This is a genomic window from uncultured Streptococcus sp., from assembly GCF_938036805.1.
Taxonomy (GTDB): Bacteria; Bacillota; Bacilli; order Lactobacillales; family Streptococcaceae; genus Streptococcus.
The window spans coordinates 1-13,655 of the sequence record NZ_CALHWC010000111.1 but is presented as its reverse complement, the minus strand read 5'-3'; the positions used below and the strand labels follow the sequence as shown (position 1 = coordinate 13,655).

Annotated in this window: 13 protein-coding genes and 2 pseudogenes; all 15 read left to right on the top strand. The window is 41.4% G+C overall.

From position 1 onward, the window contains the following. Nucleotides 1–128 (top strand): annotated as a pseudogene (locus Q0191_RS04295) (glutaryl-CoA dehydrogenase); the annotation flags it as partial. 95 nt (nucleotides 129–223) lie between these two features. Beyond that, nucleotides 224–1,072, top strand: coding sequence for a 3-hydroxybutyryl-CoA dehydrogenase (locus tag Q0191_RS04290; RefSeq protein ID WP_297664146.1), 849 nt, complete (start codon nucleotides 224–226; stop codon nucleotides 1,070–1,072). An 18-nt stretch (nucleotides 1,073–1,090) separates the two neighbouring features. After that, nucleotides 1,091–2,269, top strand: a complete 1,179-nt coding sequence (locus Q0191_RS04285) for an acetyl-CoA C-acetyltransferase (RefSeq protein ID WP_045497409.1) — start codon at nucleotides 1,091–1,093, stop codon at nucleotides 2,267–2,269. 284 nt (nucleotides 2,270–2,553) lie between these two features. After that, the gene (locus tag Q0191_RS04280) at nucleotides 2,554–3,333 is read left to right on the top strand and encodes an enoyl-CoA hydratase/isomerase family protein (RefSeq protein ID WP_125371970.1); all 780 of its coding nucleotides are present in this window, start codon (nucleotides 2,554–2,556) and stop codon (nucleotides 3,331–3,333) included. Nucleotides 3,334–3,349: 16 nt separating this feature from the next. Next, nucleotides 3,350–4,075: a CoA transferase subunit A gene (locus Q0191_RS04275; RefSeq protein ID WP_297664143.1), complete on the top strand. Its 726-nt coding sequence runs from the start codon at nucleotides 3,350–3,352 to the stop codon at nucleotides 4,073–4,075. Nucleotide 4,076: 1 nt separating this feature from the next. After that, nucleotides 4,077–4,730 carry a 3-oxoacid CoA-transferase subunit B gene (locus Q0191_RS04270; RefSeq protein ID WP_015604978.1) on the top strand — a complete coding sequence of 218 codons (654 nt, stop codon included), beginning with the start codon at nucleotides 4,077–4,079 and terminating at the stop codon, nucleotides 4,728–4,730. A 185-nt stretch (nucleotides 4,731–4,915) separates the two neighbouring features. Then, a complete protein-coding gene (locus Q0191_RS04265) occupies nucleotides 4,916–5,830 on the top strand; it encodes a LysR family transcriptional regulator (protein WP_297664141.1) in 915 nt (304 codons plus the stop codon). Between the two features lie 11 nt (nucleotides 5,831–5,841). Then, nucleotides 5,842–6,954, top strand: coding sequence for an acyl-CoA dehydrogenase family protein (locus Q0191_RS04260; protein WP_297664139.1), 1,113 nt, complete (start codon nucleotides 5,842–5,844; stop codon nucleotides 6,952–6,954). A gap of 3 nt (nucleotides 6,955–6,957) precedes the next feature. Beyond that, nucleotides 6,958–7,872 (top strand): MBL fold metallo-hydrolase, encoded by a 915-nt coding sequence (locus tag Q0191_RS04255; RefSeq protein ID WP_297664137.1) that lies wholly within the window; start codon nucleotides 6,958–6,960, stop codon nucleotides 7,870–7,872. Between the two features lie 105 nt (nucleotides 7,873–7,977). After that, a complete protein-coding gene (gene ylqF, locus Q0191_RS04250; protein ID WP_297664136.1) occupies nucleotides 7,978–8,829 on the top strand; it encodes a ribosome biogenesis GTPase YlqF in 852 nt (283 codons plus the stop codon). Beyond that, a complete protein-coding gene (locus tag Q0191_RS04245) occupies nucleotides 8,816–9,583 on the top strand; it encodes a ribonuclease HII (protein ID WP_297664134.1) in 768 nt (255 codons plus the stop codon). The genes ylqF and Q0191_RS04245 overlap by 14 nt, the downstream gene beginning before the upstream one ends. A 29-nt stretch (nucleotides 9,584–9,612) precedes the next feature. Continuing rightward, on the top strand, nucleotides 9,613–10,176 hold the full coding sequence (locus tag Q0191_RS04240) for a sugar O-acetyltransferase (protein WP_297664132.1): 564 nt from the start codon (nucleotides 9,613–9,615) through the stop codon (nucleotides 10,174–10,176). A gap of 105 nt (nucleotides 10,177–10,281) precedes the next feature. Beyond that, complete coding sequence (gene dprA, locus Q0191_RS04235) at nucleotides 10,282–11,124, top strand: DNA-processing protein DprA (protein WP_297664130.1); 843 nt, start codon at nucleotides 10,282–10,284, stop codon at nucleotides 11,122–11,124. 84 nt (nucleotides 11,125–11,208) lie between these two features. Next, entirely contained in the window at nucleotides 11,209–13,302 is a 2,094-nt protein-coding gene (topA, locus tag Q0191_RS04230; RefSeq protein ID WP_297664128.1) for a type I DNA topoisomerase, read from the top strand. A 58-nt stretch (nucleotides 13,303–13,360) separates the two neighbouring features. Further along, nucleotides 13,361–13,655: pseudogene (locus tag Q0191_RS04225) on the top strand (phosphoribosylanthranilate isomerase); the annotation flags it as partial.

Sequence of the window (13,655 nt, the reverse complement as noted above, 5' to 3'; positions counted from 1 at the left end):
TTACACTTGAGACAGACGTTGCTCGTTTCTTTGCAGATGCTGAATCAATCTATACATATGAAGGTTCTCATGAAGTGAATGCTTTGATCGTAGGTCGTGAAATTACTGGCGTTGGAGCATTTGTATAATAATGAATTTGGAACGATTGCTCAGCATTTGCTAGTAATCGTTCCGATTCTTTCTTTTTGAAGTTTATATTTTGATAGTAAATAGGAGAAAAAAAATGAGTATTTCAAAAGTGATGATCATCGGATCAGGTCAAATGGGAAGCGGTATTGCACAAGTCTTTGCTCAATCAGGTTTCACAGTTTATCTCAATGATATCAAGGAAGAGTTTGTTCAAAGAGGACTAGATGGTATCACCAAGCAATTGTCTCGTTCTGTTGAAAAAGGTCGTTTGTCAGCGGAAGATAAAGACAGCATTTTGGCAAATCTGATTCCTTCTACATCTTATGAAGATGCTAAACATGTTCAATTGGTTATTGAAGCGGCTACTGAAAATCGCGACATCAAATTGAGCATCTTTAAACAATTGGATGAGTTGACTGACCCTCAAACTATTTTAGCTTCAAACACTTCATCTCTATCTGTTACTGATATTGCAGCAGCAACAGTTCATCAAGAACGCGTTATTGGTATGCACTTCTTCAACCCAGCACCAGTTATGAAATTGGTCGAAGTTATCCGTGCGCTTCAAACTTCAGATGAAGTTGTGAAAGCTGTTCGTGAATTGACTGAAAAAATCGGTAAAACAGCTGTAGATGTGAAAGATTCTTATGGTTTTGTTGTGAACCGTATCTTGATTCCAATGATCAATGAAGCTATTTTCATCTTGGGTGAAGGTGTTGCTTCAGCAGAAGAAATTGACGAAGCAATGAAACTAGGTGCTAATCACCCAATTGGCCCATTGGCATTGGCTGACTTGATTGGTCTTGATGTCTGCTTGGCTATCATGGGAGTGTTAAACAATGGATTTGGAGATCCTAAGTATCGTCCTGCTCCACTTCTGAAGAAGATGGTTGAAGCTGGTAAGCTAGGTCGCAAGACTAAAGAAGGATTCTTTAAATACTAAGATAATAAGGAGCAAGAAATGAAAGAAGCAGTTATTGTAGCAGCAGTCCGCACACCTTTAGGTTCTTTTGGTGGAACTTTAAAAAATGTTTCGGCTGTTGATCTAGGTAGTTTAGTTATTAAAAGTGCTATTGAACGAGCAAATTTGAAACCAGAACAAGTTGATGAAGTTATCATGGGGAATGTTCTGGGTGCAGGTCTTGGTCAAAACGTAGCTCGCCAAATGAGTGTTAACGCAGGTGTCCCGGTAGCTTCTCCAGCTTTCACTATTAACAAAGTTTGTGGATCTGGTTTGAAAGCAGTACAATTGGCAGCTCAAGCGGTATTGTGTGGAGATGCTGATATCGTAGTAGCTGGTGGGGCTGAAAACATGAGCCAAGCTCCTTATGTCCTTCCAAACCAACGTTGGGGCGCTCGTATGGGAGACTCTCAAGTAGTAGATACTATGCTTCGTGATGGATTGACAGATGCCTTTGAATCCTTCCATATGGGAATTACAGCTGAAAACGTTGCCGAACAATATGGCATTACACGTGAAGACCAAGATAACTTTGCTGTGCAATCTCAAAAACGTGCAGTTGCAGCGATCGAAGCTGGTCGTTTCAAAGAAGAAATTGTTCCTGTTGAAATTCCGCAACGTAAGGGTGATCCTATCGTATTTGATACAGATGAATTCCCAAGAAAAGATGCTTCTCTAGAAGGATTGGGGAAATTGCGCCCAGTGTTCAAGAAAGATGGTACTGTAACTGCTGGTAATGCTTCAGGTATTAACGACGGTGCAGCAGCAGTTGTTGTTATGAGTGCTGATAAAGCTAAAGAATTGGGCGTTCCAGTCTTGGCAACGATCAAATCTTACGCAAGCGCTGGACTAGATCCAAAAGTTATGGGTTGTGGTCCGATTTACGCATCTCGCAAAGCCCTTGAAAAAGGCGGATTTACAGTGGAAGATTTAGATTTGGTTGAATCCAATGAAGCATTTGCAGCGCAAGCGTGTGCCGTTGGAAAAGAATTGAATCTTGATCCTGAAAAAGTCAATGTAAATGGTGGTGCGATTGCTCTTGGTCACCCAATCGGTGCTTCGGGCTGCCGTATTTTGGTAACACTTTTGCACGAAATGCAAAAACGTGATGTTAAACGTGGCCTTGCTACCCTTTGTATCGGTGGCGGTATGGGTACAGCGGTCATCGTAGAACGCTAGAATCTAGTTCATTTTTGAAGTTTTCCATTTGCTTCTACTATATAAACAAGTCCTATCGATGAGCTGTTTTTTGCAAGCAAGCCTTGATAGGGCTTGTTTTATTTTTCAAAAAATTAATTTGAATATCAAAACTATAAGTTTAGCTTATTGATGCATAAATGATGATTAAGTAGACGAAGTGTGAGAAATGGTATATCATAAGAATGTAAGCTCTTACATTTTGGGTTTAAGTATTTGTTGACACCATACTTAGTCATTCAATTTTTATAAGTAGGAGCATAAAAATGAGTAAAACTGTTTTATTAGAAGTTAAAAACGGGATTGGATATATCACTATCAACCGTCCTGAAGCTTTGAACGCCTTGAGTTCTCAAGTTTTGGCTGATTTGAATGAAGTTCTTGATCAAGTTGAGAAAAGCGAAGAAATTCACGTTGTCATCGTAACTGGAGCAGGAGAGAAAGCATTCGTCGCTGGAGCAGACATCAAGGAAATGGATTTGATGTCACCTATTCAAGCATTTGAATACATGACATTTGCAAATGATACATTTACTCGCCTTTCAGATTTACGTCAACCAACGATTGCAGTCATCAATGGTTATGCACTCGGTGGTGGTATGGAGCTAGCACTTTCAACAGATATCCGTATCGGATTTGAAAAAACAGTAGTTGGCTTCCCAGAAGTTGGCTTGGGTATTATTCCAGGATTTGCTGGTACTCAACGGATGTCTCGCTTGATTGGAACTAGCCGTGCCAAAGAACTTATCTTCACTGCTCGTACAGTGAAAGGTCAAGAAGCCTATGACTTAGGTATTCTTAACAAACTGGTTCCTGCTGAAGAATTGTTGTCTTCAGCTGAAGAATTAGCCGCAGCCATCATGAAGAATGCACCGTTAGCTGTTGAAAAAGCAAAACATGTCATTCAAGTTGGTGCGGAACTTCCTCTTAAAAATGCAATCCGTCTGGAAACAGAAGCAGAAGCCTTGCTCTTCTCTACAGAAGACAAACTAGAAGGAATGCGTGCTTTTGTTGAAAAACGCAAAGCTGTTTTCAATCGTAAGTAAAAGGGGAGGTATCAGCATGAAATCAGTTGTATCATTATCAGACGCTATTTCTAAGGTCAAATCGGGTGATATCGTTGGAATTTCTGGATTCCTCGGAGTCGGTGAACCTTTTGAATTGATTGAAGAATTAGTAAAACAAAATCAGCAAGACTTGACTTTGGTATCGGTGGTAACATCTCATCCTGGTAAAGAAATTGGGGTTGGACGACTTTGTGAAAATCACCAAGTTAAAAAATATATTGCAGCCCACGTAGGAACATCTGCAGCAGCTCAACGTGAATATTTCAGCAAGACTATGGAAGTTGAATTTACACCGATGGGAACTGTTGTTGAACGTCTCCATGCCGCTGGAGCTGGTCTAGGCGCTGTCTTGACTCCGACAGGTGTTGGGACAATATTAGAAAAAGATTATGAAAAAGTAGAACGTAATGGTCGTGAATATTTGGTCTATGATCCACTTAAAATCGATGTTGCCTTGATCAAAGCGACTAAAGCTGACAAATATGGCAACTTGTATATCGATGGCACTACGAAAAATATTTCCTTGCAATTAGCTCTCGCAGCAGATACTGTTATCGTTGAAGCGAATGAAATTGTTGAAGCTGGCGAAATTAATCCGAATGATATTTATATTCCGGGCATCCTTGTTGACTATGTCGTACAAAGCTTGACTCCAGAAGAACACCATAAGATGATGGGTGATCTTTGGACTGAGACTAAAAAATTGGCGGGGGTGAACTAATATGAAAGCAAAAGAAATTATTGCAAGACGTGTTGCACAAGAATTTAAAGATGGAGATGTTGTCAATCTAGGATTTGGTATTCCAAACGCATCTGCTGACTATATTCCTGACGGAGTAAACGTTATTCTTCAGGCTGAAAATGGAGCTCTTCGCTTTGGTGAAACACCAACGAAAGATAATTACAATCCAAACCTAGCAAACTCTGGAGGAGCGCCAATTACTCTCTTACCTGGAGCAGCTTTGTTTGACTTGCAGACTTCCTTCGCGATCATCCGTGGTGGACACGTTGACGCGACCGTGCTAGGAGCTTTGGAAGTAAGTCAAGATGGTAGTATCGCTAACTGGATTATTCCAGGTAAGTTTGCACCAGGAATGGGTGGAGCTATGGACTTGTTGGTTGGAGCGAAACGTGTTATCGGTGCAATCCAACATACTACTTCAGATGGTGAATCTAAACTCTTGCCAGAGTGCACTTTGCCACTTTCTGCTAAAGGAGTTCTTGATCTAGTCATTACAGAGTTGGCTGTCTTCGGTTTCCAAGATGGTAAGTTCCTCTTGAAAGAACTTGCTCCTGGCGTTACCTTAGAGGAAGTGCTTGAAAAGACAGCAGGAGAAGTAATTGTCTCAGAAGACTTGAAAACGATGTCAATCTAATAAAGTTAGTAAGCAATTATTCTGCTCTTTCTCTGAAAGTGTGTTACTATGTGTTTATGACAACTTGAGCGATGATTAGTTTTTAATCAGAATACTAGCAACTGGTCATCATTCTTTCGAGGGCCAGTTGCTGTTTTATTTATGGCAAATTACCTCGTGAAAATTTGAAAGATGGGAGACGAAAAGTGGATATAATTCAAATGACTTACTTTATCAATATCGTCGAATGTGGATGCAATCTTTCTATCGCGGCTAAGAAAATTCATATCAGTCAGTCAGCCTTGAGTCAGTTTGTCACAAATTTTGAATCAACGGAAGGAATCCAGCTCTTCAATCGTAGAAATGGAAGATTAGAGAGTCTGACGGAAGCTGGTGGTAAGATTTACCGCTTTGCCACAGAGATTGTCAACCGGCATGAAGAGATGCAATCAATGATTCATATGGAAGCCCTCAAACAAAAAGGGACCTTTAACTTGGGCATTCCATCATTGATTTTACGTGTATATTTTTCTAGTATTTTACCAAAGTTCTTACAAGACAATCCGCAAGTTAACATTCAAGTTACTGAGGATGGAAGTAATGAATTGCGCCAAAAGTTGGTTACGGGTGATTTGAATTTTGCGGTAGTGATCGAACCTACCAACCTGGATCCAAAGAAATATGAACAGTACATCATCCAAGTTGATGAATACGTGGCTTATATGGATAAGAATCATCCTTTGGCGGACAAGGAATTATTGGAGTGGAAAGATATAGCTCAGTACGGTTTAGCGACCTTTAATAAATCATTTACAACCTACGATTTAATCACTGAGAAATTAAAGAGTAAAAAGATAAAAGCAAATTTTGCCTATTTATCATCGACATGGGATTTCTTGATAGAGTCAACTTATCAAAACGATATGATTGCACTTTTACCTCGTCCTTTGGAGTATTTTGTCGATAAGAATAAATTTAAGGTTGTACGCTTTAAGGATCCGGTGCCTTTCAATATTTGGTTCTGCCGGCCTTATAAAGCAAACTATAATGAGGTAGAAGCATACGTATATGAAGAGCTTTTAAAAGGTTATTATCAGCCTCTTTCTGAGCCACATCCATAGAGGGAGAATTGATGATGAAGTCCAGTACTAAAACAGCAGCATTGAGTTCATATGTAAATACAGCTATTAGAGACTACATGAAAAATCATGATGAGTCAGTCGAATTTCCTCAGGAGATTTGGGAAGTAATGACGACGGATTTGGATATTTTTTCACCGATTTTGTCAGAAGACGATCAGGCTTTGGCTTCTGATTTTATCAGCTCTATTCGAATGATTTCGAATGAATTTCCAGCTCTTTCAACTATATTGCTGACCCAAGGTTGTTATGGTGTTTATCCGATTTTGAAGTTTGGTACGGGGCAACAGAAAGAGCGTTATCTGGACAAGTTGGTAAAGGGAACTTGTAAAGCAGGTCTTGGATTTTCTGAGTCTAAGCATCTAAATAGTTTGGCAGATTTGGAGACCTATGCGATCAAGACAGAGACAGGGTGGCAACTTTCGGGAGAAAAAGCCAAAGTTTCAAATAGCAGCATTGCGGATATTCTCTTGGTATTAGCTAAAGTAATGGAAACTGGAAAGTCTGATTCTTACGCCTTCTTCATTGTGGAGACGAATGCTTCGGGTGTGCTCATTGGTGAGCAGATAGAAAAGCAAGGTTTACTAGGACTTCCACTAAGTTCTGTTACCTTAGATAATGTACACCTGCCGGAAACTGCCTTATTAGGCGGAGTCTTGGCTGGAAATGAGCAATTTAATGATATCATAAAGAATATGCAACTTGGCTTGAGTGCGGTTGCTTTAGGAGTTGCCGAAGGTGCTTTTCATAAGGGTCTTGAGTTTGCACGTGTAAAAAGAGGATTCGGCAAGCGACTGATGGATGTTGAGTTGCATCAGTATAAGTTCGCAGATTTGTACAATAAAATTTGTGCTGCAGATGCCTATTTCTCATCCTATCCTAATCAAATAGAAGAAGATTCCAAGTTTGTTGCACGGATAAAGCTATATATGACTAAGGTAGCGCTAGAGGTTACAGATGAAATTCTCCGTCTTATCGGGCCTTTACAAAAATTTGATCATGTGAATATCAAACGCTATTTTAAAGATGCTGAAATTATTGAAAATTATGGACGGTCAGGGAATTCGATCAGAAAAGAAATCGCAGAGAGATGGTTAAAGGAGTAAAAAATGACAGAACTCAAATTACAAGAGTATCAGTTTGGGGAAATGAAGCTGACTTGGTTGCGTGGAGCGGATAAGCTCACAGATGCAGGCACCTTGTTTGGCCCGGTACCAAAGGTTGTTTGGTCACGTTATTATCCAACAACAGAAGAAAATATGATGGCTGAACTGACAGATCCGATTTTGATTCAATACAAGGGGCAGAATTATTTAATTGATGCGAGTTTTGATACGGCTAAGCTTTCTGATAAACAACGTCGCAATCTCGGTATTCTTTCTGAGAGCCGTGTTGAAGAAAGCTTGGCACTCTTGGGATTAAAGCCAGAAGATATTTCCCATATTTTAATGACGCATATGCACCATGATCACTCTGGCGGTTTGACTAGACTAGATGAAAATAATCAGCTTGTTTCAAAATTCCCAAATGCAAAGATTTTTGTAAATGAGATAGAATGGTACGAAATGCGAAATCCCAATAGTCGGACAAGGGGAACTTATCTGAAGGAAAATTGGGAGCCAATCCAAGATCAGGTTGAAACCTTTACTGAATATCTGAATGTCATTCCAGAAATTCAAATGGTTCATACAGGCGGTCACAGTAATGGTCACAGCATCATCTTACTGAAACAGGGCGAGCAAACCATGATTCATATGGCTGACTTGGTGCTGACTCATGCTCATCGGAAACCTCTATGGGTTGCTGCGGTAGATGATTATCCAATGCGTTCAATCGCAGCTAAGGACAAATGGCTCAACGAAGCTTTTGAAAACCACTATAAGTTTTTCTTTTACCACGATCAATTTTTCGCAGTTGCTGAGTTTGATCAGACTGGCGAGGAGTTTGTTGATTATGTGACTAGGATTCGTGAACCGCGAGTTCCATTCACAGATAAACAAGACCGCAAACCATCATTTTTATAAGAATAGAGAATCGCTTCTATCAATCTGAGGGAGCGATTTTACTATTTTATTCTCTATTTTTTTGGTATAATGAGATACTAGAAGATTGTAGGAAAGAGGTTTTTAATGGCAACGATTCAATGGTTTCCGGGGCACATGTCCAAGGCTCGGAGACAGGTTCAAGAAAGTATTAAATTTGTAGATTTTGTGACGATTTTGGTGGATGCGAGATTGCCTTTGTCCAGTCAAAACCCTATGTTGACCAAAATTGTTGGGGACAAGCCCAAGTTATTGATTTTAAATAAGGCCGACTTAGCAGATCCAAACTTAACCAAGGAATGGCAGGCCTATTTTGAAGCTCAGGGAATCAAAACATTGGCTATTAACTCTAAGGAGCAATCTGCAGTCAAAAAAGTGACCGAAGCAGCCAAGAAATTAATGGCTGATAAGCTAGCTCGCCAGCGAGAAAGAGGAATTCAAATTGAAACCCTGCGGACCATGATTATCGGGATTCCCAATGCTGGAAAGTCCACGCTGATGAACCGGCTGGCTGGTAAGAAAATTGCTATAGTCGGCAATAAACCAGGTGTCACCAAAGGTCAGCAGTGGCTCAAGTCCAATAAGGATTTAGAAATTCTAGATACACCGGGGATTCTTTGGCCCAAATTTGAAGATGAAATGGTGGCATTAAAGCTCGCTTTGACGGGAGCTATCAAGGACAATTTGCTGCCTATGGATGAGGTCACGATTTTCGGGCTCAATTATTTCAAAGAGCATTATCCTAAGGCACTGCAGGAGCGCTTTAAGCAGCTGGATTTAGAGCTGGAAGCGCCAGACATGATTATGGATATGACCCAGAAATTGGGCTTCAAAGAGGACTACGATCGCTTTTACAGTCTCTTTGTCAAGGAAGTGCGTGATGGACGCTTAGGTCGTTATACACTGGATGGTCTGGAGGAATTGGATGGCCACGATTAAGGAAGTCCAAGAGCAGTTGGCTCAAGTATCTGACTTGCAGGATCCGCTTTTTCAGGCTTTAAAGCAGGATGAGCGGAGCGGTGTTCAAAAACTGCTAGTCAAGCGCCAAAAAGAAATCCAAGCAGAGCTAGATGAAGATTTACGCTTAGAGTACATGCTGCGCTATGAAAAAGAACTCTACAGTCAGGGATTTCAAGTCCTGGCTGGCATTGATGAAGTCGGACGAGGCCCCTTAGCTGGACCAGTAGTCGCGGCAGCAGTCATTCTGCCTCCTAACTGCAAAATCAAAGGTCTAAATGACAGTAAAAAGATTCCTAAGAAAAAGCATGAGGAAATTTATCAAGCGGTGCTAGATCAGGCCTTAGCCATTGGTCTGGGGATTATGGACAATCAAACGATTGACCGAGTCAATATCTATGAAGCAACCAAGCTAGCCATGTTAGAAGCGGTAGCCCAGCTCAAGATTAAGCCAGATCACCTCTTGATTGACGCAATGAAGTTAGACTTGCCCTTGCCTCAGCAGTCCATTATTAAGGGCGATGCCAATTCCCTGTCCATCGCTGCGGCTTCTATCGTAGCCAAAGTGACGAGGGACAAGATGATGGCTGACTTTGACCAAGTTTATCCAGGCTATGACTTTGCCCAAAATGCCGGCTATGGCACTAAACTACATCTGGAAGGACTGGAAAAATACGGTGTCACACCGATTCACCGCAGAAGCTTTGAACCGATTAAATCCATGACAAATTCATAAGAAATCCTAATCGTAATGAGGAGACAAGTATGACTAGTGAATACCAAAAGATGATTGCAGGGGAGAACTACAGTCCTCAGGATCCTGAATTGAGAGCATTGGCTGCTCGCTCGAGAGATTTTCAGTATCGTTTTAACCAAGAACGAGATATTGAAAAACGTAGTGCTATTGTCAAGGAGTGGTTTGGCAGTACAGGGGAGAATCTTTGGTTGCATCCAGATTTGGTCTGTGATTATGGAGTTAACATTCACTTGGGGGAGAATTTTTATTCTAACTGGAATTTGACCATGCTGGATGTCTGTCCTATTACCATTGGAAAGAATGCCATGCTGGGACCAAATTGCCAGTTTCTGACACCGCTGCATCCGCTTGATCCAGTGGAAAGAAATTCTGGTATTGAATATGGGGCTCCCATTAAGATTGGTGACAACTTCTGGGCGGGCGGTGGTGTAACCATTCTGCCAGGAGTGACGCTAGGAGATAATGTGGTAGTCGGAGCAGGTGCAGTTGTGACTAAATCATTTGGCGATAATGTAGTCCTAGCCGGCAATCCTGCTAAGATTATTAAAGAAATTCCTGTTCATGAAGAATAAAATAACTCAACCATTTTTTCAATAATTAATCGAATAAGAAACAAGGAACTGTATTGCAGTTCTTTTTTTGAACTTTTTTACGAATAAGAAAGTGAGGTGATAAAAATGAATAATTTTGAAATTTATAAAATGAAAAAAGCTGGCTTGAGCAATCAACAGGTCTTAAATATCTTGAGGTATGCAGAAAATAAAGAGGGAGAGTTATCTTTGCGAGACAAGGCAGTCGTCTCTGAGTGCCGCAATCCTGCTCTCTTTATGGAGAAGTACAAGCGGCTCGATCTGCAAGCTTTGAAGGAAGAGTTTGACCGATTTCCATCCTTTTCTATTTTGGATGATGTTTACCCTTGGGATTTATGCGAGATTTATGATGCACCGACTTTACTATTTTATCAAGGAAATTTAAATTTGTTAGAAATGCCCAAGATAGCCATTGTCGGTAGTCGAGACAGCAGTAAGCAGGGAAATGCTGCTGTGCAGAAAATCATTAAGGAGTTGAATAATGAGCTGGTTATCGTCAGCGGGCTGGCTCGTGGGATTGATACCGTGGCCCACATGGCTGCCCTGCAAAATGGTGGCCAAACTATTGCTGTCATTGGGACGGGACTAGATGTCTTCTATCCCAAGGCCAATCAAAAACTACAGGCTTATATTGGCAAAAATCATTTATTGCTGACGGAGTATGGGCCGGGTGAGCAACCCTTGAAATTTCATTTTCCAGAGCGAAATCGTATCATCGCTGGTCTCTGCCGAGGAGTCGTTGTGGCGGAAGCCAAGATGCGGTCGGGCAGTCTGATTACCTGTGAGCGGGCAATGGAAGAGGGGCGGGATGTCTTTGCCATTCCAGGGTCCATTTTGGATGGAAAATCGGACGGTTGTCATCATTTGATTCAAGAGGGTGCAAAGTGCATCACATCAGGTTCTGACGTCCTTTCTGAGTTCAAATTTTAAAATAAGTTTTCCTATAGAAATAGTTACGAGTTGACATCTATCAAAAAATAGTTTAAACTCTATAAGATTTATTTCTTATAGAAGGTGTCTAATTTGGTAACAAAAACAAAGAAAAAGTCTGCGGTCAAGAAGAATCTTGTCATCGTAGAGTCGCCTGCCAAGGCAAAAACAATAGAAAAATATCTGGGACGAAACTATAAGGTTCTGGCCAGTGTGGGGCATATTCGCGACCTGAAAAAGTCCACCATGTCCATCGATTTTGAGAACAACTATGAGCCACAATACATCAATATTCGTGGTAAGGGTCCTTTGATTAATGACTTAAAAAAAGAAGCCAAGAAAGCCAAGCAAGTCTTTCTAGCAAGTGACCCGGACCGCGAAGGAGAAGCTATTTCTTGGCATTTGGCTCACATTCTCAATCTAGATGAAAAAGAGAAAAACCGTGTTGTCTTCAACGAAATTACTAAAGACGCGGTCAAGAATGCTTTTAAAGAGCCGCGTCAGATTGATATGGATCTGGTCAATGCCCAGCAAGCTCGTCGGGTTCTGGACCGCTTGGTTGGTTATTCTATTTCCCCTATTCTTTGGAAGAAAGTCAAAAAAGGCCTGTCAGCTGGTCGGGTGCAGTCTGTCGCCCTCAAGCTGATTATCGATCGGGAAAATGAAATCAATGCCTTTAAACCCGAAGAATACTGGACAATTGACGGAATCTTCAAGAAAGGAACTCGTCAGTTTCAGGCTAGCTTCTACGGCATGAATGGCAAGAAGATGAAGCTGACCAACAATGACGATGTCAAAGAAGTCTTGTCTCATCTTGAGGGAGATGACTTTACTGTCGACAGCGTCGAAAAGAAGGAGCGTCGACGCAATGCTCCGCTGCCCTACACGACTTCCTCTATGCAGCAGGATGCCGCTAATAAGATTAATTTCCGAACTCGTAAGACCATGATGGTGGCTCAACAGCTCTATGAAGGGATTAATATCGGTTCTGGCGTACAAGGTCTCATTACCTATATGCGTACCGACTCGACTCGGATCAGCCCAGTAGCGCAGAATGAAGCGGCAAGCTTTATTACGGATAAATTTGGTGCGAAATATTCCAAACATGGCAGCAAGGTAAAAAATGCTTCAGGAGCTCAAGATGCCCACGAGGCCATTCGTCCTTCCAGCGTCTTCAATACACCAGAAAGTATCGCAAAGTATCTGGATAAGGATCAGCTTAAGCTCTATACGCTGATTTGGAACCGTTTTGTAGCCAGTCAAATGACAGCAGCAGTCTTTGATACTATGAATGTGAAACTAGAGCAAAACGGTGTCCAATTTGCAGCTAACGGCAGTCAGGTCAAGTTTGATGGTTATCTGGCTATTTACAACGACTCTGACAAGAATAAAATGCTGCCAGATATGGAAAAGGGCGATACCGTCAAACGTGTCAATACCAATCCAGAACAGCACTTTACCCAGCCGCCTGCACGTTATTCTGAAGCAACTCTCATCAAAACCTTGGAAGAAAATGGTGTTGGCCGGCCGTCTACCTATGCACCGACCATTGAAACTATTCAGAAACGATATTACGTTAAGCTAGTTTCCAAGCGCTTTGAACCGACAGAATTGGGCGAGATTGTCAATTCACTAATTGTCGAATTCTTCCCAGATATCGTGAATGTGAAATTTACAGCCGAAATGGAAGCAAAACTGGATAATGTAGAAGTTGGCAAAGAGCAGTGGCAGAAGATTATTGACGAATTTTACAAACCTTTTGAAAAGGAAGTGGCTAAAGCTGAATCTGAGATGGAAAAAATCCAAATCAAGGATGAGCCAGCCGGTTTTGACTGTGAGGTCTGCGGCAGTCCCATGGTTATCAAGTTGGGTCGATTTGGCAAGTTCTACGCCTGCAGCAATTTCCCTGACTGCCGTCACACTCAAGCTATCGTCAAGGAAATCGGCGTGACCTGTCCACAGTGCCAGAAAGGTCAAGTTATCAAGCGTAAGACTAAGCGAAATCGCATTTTCTATGGCTGTGATCGTTATCCAGACTGTGATTTCACATCTTGGGACAAGCCGGTCGGTCGGAACTGTCCAAAATGTGACCATTATCTGATTGAAAAGAAAGTTCGCGGTGGTGGTAAGCAAGTGGTCTGCAGCAATGGCGACTATCAAGAAGAAAAAGTGAAATAGTTATTTTTACATAATTTATATTACGTGAAATATTTTTCTGAAGAAGAGGTGCAGTTTTATGATAGATAAATTTGCAGAATTTCTAATAATCGCGTCTCAACTGAACAAGATGGGAATTGTTCCACTTCTGATGGGTTCTCTAGGTCTGGAGCAAGTTACTGGACAAGACTGGCAAGCGCGGGATATCGACATTCACGTTCACGGTGATGAGCGTGGCTGGGAAGCGCCTGATGAAGAGCGTATTTTTGATATGGACAAGATTGAACCTATGATGGAGCGCTTGGGCTATCGCTTGGTCGATCTGCACGAGCATGAATTTCAAAAAGAAGATCTATCTATTGAGTTTGGAGCCA